Origin of the sequence: Nostoc sp. PCC 9305, from assembly GCF_963920915.1 — a bacterium.
GTDB lineage: Bacteria > Cyanobacteriota > Cyanobacteriia > Cyanobacteriales > Nostocaceae > Nostoc.
The window spans coordinates 1-4,406 of sequence record NZ_CAWUDN010000212.1 but is presented as its reverse complement, the minus strand read 5'-3'; the positions used below and the strand labels follow the sequence as shown (position 1 = coordinate 4,406).

Annotated in this window: 6 protein-coding genes; 4 read left to right on the top strand and 2 right to left on the bottom strand. The window is 39.4% G+C overall.

Annotation, left to right across the window (positions count from 1 at the left end):
- The first annotated feature begins 100 nt into the window (after positions 1-100).
- The 4 genes from ACM0OX_RS35185 (at position 101) to cls (ending at position 2,818) form a co-directional block, all read left to right on the top strand.
- Positions 101-301: a hypothetical protein gene (locus tag ACM0OX_RS35185; protein WP_414519790.1), complete on the top strand. Its 201-nt coding sequence runs from the start codon at positions 101-103 to the stop codon at positions 299-301.
- 4 nt (positions 302-305) lie between these two features.
- On the top strand, positions 306-962 hold the full coding sequence (locus tag ACM0OX_RS35180) for a glutathione S-transferase family protein (protein WP_414519789.1): 657 nt from the start codon (positions 306-308) through the stop codon (positions 960-962).
- Positions 952-1,197, top strand: a complete 246-nt coding sequence (locus tag ACM0OX_RS35175; RefSeq protein WP_414519787.1) for a hypothetical protein — start codon at positions 952-954, stop codon at positions 1,195-1,197. The genes ACM0OX_RS35180 and ACM0OX_RS35175 overlap by 11 nt, the downstream gene beginning before the upstream one ends.
- Positions 1,198-1,435: 238 nt before the next feature.
- Complete coding sequence (cls, locus tag ACM0OX_RS35170; protein WP_414519786.1) at positions 1,436-2,818, top strand: cardiolipin synthase; 1,383 nt, start codon at positions 1,436-1,438, stop codon at positions 2,816-2,818.
- A gap of 27 nt (positions 2,819-2,845) precedes the next feature.
- On the opposite strand, the gene ACM0OX_RS35165 is transcribed toward cls, so the two are convergent.
- Positions 2,846-3,415, bottom strand: coding sequence for a pyridoxamine 5'-phosphate oxidase family protein (locus ACM0OX_RS35165; protein WP_414519784.1), 570 nt, complete (start codon positions 3,413-3,415; stop codon positions 2,846-2,848).
- A 123-nt stretch (positions 3,416-3,538) separates the two neighbouring features.
- The gene (locus tag ACM0OX_RS35160) at positions 3,539-4,063 is read right to left on the bottom strand and encodes a DUF937 domain-containing protein (protein ID WP_414519782.1); all 525 of its coding nucleotides are present in this window, start codon (positions 4,061-4,063) and stop codon (positions 3,539-3,541) included.
- Between the last annotated feature and the right edge of the window lie 343 nt (positions 4,064-4,406).

The window sequence follows — 4,406 nt, the reverse complement described above, 5'->3', positions numbered from 1 at the left end:
ATAGTACAAAAGCACTATATTTTAGCGATCGCCTGTGCCAGTTGCGTAAGTCCTGGAAATAAATTGTAGCCCGTCATTTCAGAAAAAAATCCGCTCAAACTTGTGGAAATCTCTGCATATAATTTGGGAAAGTTTTGTCAAAAAACTCCTAGTAGATCCTAATGAATTACAAGTTTGGCAAAAGGTTGACCGCCACGGTAATATCTATTGGCAAGCTTACGATCCGGCAACCGGAAAATCCTTTTCTTCGGGTTCCGAAACTGATGTGTTTATGTGGATTGAACAACTTTATCGGTATTAAAAATATGACACAACTTACTTTGGTAATCGGCAACAAAAATTATTCATCTTGGTCGCTTCGTCCTTGGTTAGCGATGAAGCAATTCGGTTTGGAAGTCAATGAAATTCGGATTCCTCTCTATAACGACCCAGATTATTCATCGAAAATTCGGCAATACTCGTCATCAGGAAAAGTACCTGTGTTATTGCACGATAGGCAAACAGTGTGGGATTCTCTCGCTATTTGTGAATATCTAGCTGAAACTTTTCCAACCCTGCAATGGTGGCCAGAGAATAAGGCCGCAAGAGCATTAGCCCGTTCTGTCAGTGCAGAAATGCACTCAGGATTTCAAAATTTGCGTCAGAATATGCCAATGAACTGCCGTACTAAATATCCTGGTAAAGGTTTCAAACCCGGCGTACAACAAGACATTGACCGCATTACTAGTATTTGGCAAGAATCACGTCAAAAGTTTGGGAATGGTGGTAAGTTTTTGTTTGGCAATTTCACGATTGCTGATGCATTTTTTGCTCCAGTTGTCCTGCGGTTTATCGCCTATGATGTGCAGTTAGATACTATTTCTAGAGATTATGTGGAGTCAGTTTTGGCACTTCCAGCAATGCAAGAGTGGATAAATGCAGCAAAGAATGAGACAGAAGTTATTTCCCAATATGAATTTTAGTAAAACAGAAAATAGGGATAACACAAAGGGCAGAAATATTCTAATTAGAGATGCAAACAAAAGGGATATTCCTGCCATTATGGAATTGATTTATTTGAAAGCCGAATTTGATGGTTATCCTAAATCTGTAGAAGCAACTCCTCAAAAGCTAGAAATTGATTTATTTGGAGAAATGCAGCTAAAGATTGCGACACTGTTTAATGGCTTTAAAATCTGTATTGCTTATGGAGCATAGCTTATAGATTTACAAACGTGCTATTTTTCTGTAACGACTGTTTAATAGCGTTAAGCTAGAATAAATCCATTTTAATATTAGTAATGCCTAATATTCAAGAACACGCAAACACTCTAGTTACGAAATTTGTTCCGGGTTATAGATTTTTTCGTTTACAAGAACTCACAATTGATAAAAATAATTCAATTCAAACAGAAATTAATAGTCAATCAATTAAAGTTCTCAGGTTGTTCATTGCGTGGGAGTTATACATGCAGCCCATGCAGTGATGAATGTACGTTCTTCTCAAGGGGCAATTGCCTGGAGCATTTCTCTAATTACCTTTCCCTGGCTAACGATTCCATTGTATTGGATTTTAGGAAGAACTAAATTTCATGGATATGCTGAAACACTGCGCTCAGTCTATGCACAACACTATAAGATTTTTCATTCGACTTATAGCGAACTGATTAAATTTCAGGTTGCGCCACCAGATAATCTAGCCCAGTTGCAACCCTTAGCGGAGGCTTTTACAGACATTTCTTTCACATCAGGTAATGCTGCCGAATTACTGATTAATGGTCAGCAAACTTATGAAGCAATGCTGAAAAAGATTGCATCGGCAACAAATTATATTTTGTTTCAATTTTATACTGTTAACGATGACCAATCAGCTAATGAGTTTAGAGAAGCGTTGATTGCTAAAGCCAAGCAAGGAATAAACATCTATTTTCTCTACGATGAAATTGGTTCCAAGAAATTATCTCGCCCTTATATCCAATCTCTACAACAGCATGGAATTGCAGTGAGTGCATTTAACACCACTAAAGGTCAGGGTAATCGGTTTCAATTTAATTTTCGCAATCATCGCAAAATTCTGGTGGTGGATGGAGAAATTGCATTTGTAGGTGGACTAAATATTGGTGATGAATATTTAGGAAAAAATCCTCGATTGAGTCCCTGGCGCGATACTCATATCATGCTTGAAGGCCCAAGTGTACAAAGCCTACAAAACTCCTTTGTGCGAGATTGGTATTGGGCAACTCGAAAACTTATCGAAGTTAACTGGCAGGTAAAAATTAATCAGGAAATTAATCAAACTGTATTCATACTTCCTACAGGCCCCGCAGATCATTTGCCAGCTTGTAAGCTTTTTTTCGTCGAACTCATTAATCAAGCTCAAACTCACTTGTGGATTGCTAGCCCCTATTTTGTGCCGGATGAAGCAACATTGTCAGCCTTAAAACTGGCAGCAATGCGAGGTGTCGATGTGCGAATTCTCTTACCAAATCGACCCGATCATTTATTTGTTTATTTATGTTCCTTCTCTTACTACACCGAAATGGAAAAAATCGGTATCAAGTTGTATCGTTACAAAAATGGGTTTATGCATCAAAAAGTTATAGTCATTGATGAGAATCTAGCAGGGGTAGGAACTGTTAACTTAGATAATCGCTCGTTTTCTCTAAATTTTGAAGTTATGGGTTTTGTTACCGAGTCCGGGTTTGTCCAAAGTGTGAAAAAGATGTTAGAGGATGATTTAGCTGTCTGTGTTGCTGTCGATCTTAATGAGTACGATAAAAAACCTTTTTGGTTCAAGTTAGCTGTGAGAGTCTCTCGATTGCTGACTCCTTTACTTTAATTGCTAATATATGGATGAATAGAATAATCAATCAGGCAAAGTTATGGGTAATTTACTCAGTGGTGTTGCTAAACCGTCAATGCTGACAAGATTTTTCTTCTGTTGATATTCTCGAACTCCCTCTTCGCCTTTTTTACTAGCCCAGTTTACTAAAGTCTGGCGCTGACCTTGATATTCATAGAGTGGTACGCCAAAACCACAAGAAGTCTGGATTTTTTCAATGTCAGCAACGATAATTTGACGAGTTCCAGGTATCGGCAAAAATAGAGAATACAACGAGTCCCACTCTGGAGAACTCGGTAAAATCGTGGTTCCTTGACCGTAAAGACGCAAGATACACGCGGGTTCTTGAAAGGCACAAAACATGAAGGTTATCCGCCCATTTTCTTGCAAATGGGCGGATGTTTCGTTACCACTACCTGTAAGGTCTATATAACCTACTCGGTTGGGAGACAAGATACGAAAGCAGTCTTGACCTTTAGGAGACAGGTTAACATGACCTGTAGGACTCAAAGGTGCAGAGCCAACAAAGAAAAGGTGTTGGGCAGCAATAAAGTCTTGCAGTTCTTCAGTAATACAGTCAAACAATTTAGACATAGACTGTCTGATTTATATTTACAAATTGATCGTGTTCTCAGCCTATGTCTTAGCTAAAAATCTAGCAAGGTATAATTACCGATGTCTGGTTTATCGGAAAGGAGTGGGGAGTTGGGAAAACTGTTACTGTCTCATATACCGACTAGCCATTTGGATGGCATCAGCAATATCGACATCACCATCACCATCAGCATCCAAGAAGGAATTTAAGACAGGATTTCCGCCAGCTTGGGGATTTTGAGCATTGGCTCCTGATTGCAAAAATTTTAGCACCAAAGGTACTGCCAAAGGCAGCAATTGTTGAACGATACCAGCATCCAACCCAGTGCGTTGGGCAGCAACTTCAGCTACTTGCTGTTGTATCTGAGGAGAGAATAACGAATCGACGGCTTGGGGGTTGGCAGAAGTACCAGCATATTGACTGACTAAATTTTGTGTGGCTTCATTACCATCTGTGGCTTGTTTGTCTTGTAAAGCAGAACGCACTTGACCACCAACAATTGACAAAACTGATTGGATGGTAGAAGGGTCTGCGCCTGTGCGATCGCTGAACTGCTGTACAGTGTTAACAATGCTTCCTATTTGACCTAAGCTGCCCTGTTGATTGGGATTAGTGACAGCACCAAGAATTTGATCGAAAAGTCCCATAAGTTTGTTTCTCTCTTTGTTCTCAAAAACTTGCCAAAACTGACTGGAAGTTTTTTGTGTACGTGGACTTTTGTAAGCCTAATTAAAGATTAAAACACGCTACCTCTAAATTTTAACAACTAGCTCAAGTATGAGAAATCGATCGAGCGATCGCAAATTCTGTGCTTCGATTTAACTCAGATTGGCAAGTAATTTTACCCTGATGTTTTTCTACCACAATCTTCAGATACGTAACGTGAGTTCGACAAGTCTTATTTGACCTCTCCCCCAGCCCCTCTCCGACACGGAGCTACGGTGTACACACATCTTTGTATAAAACCAAAATCGTTGAAGATCCCCCTAA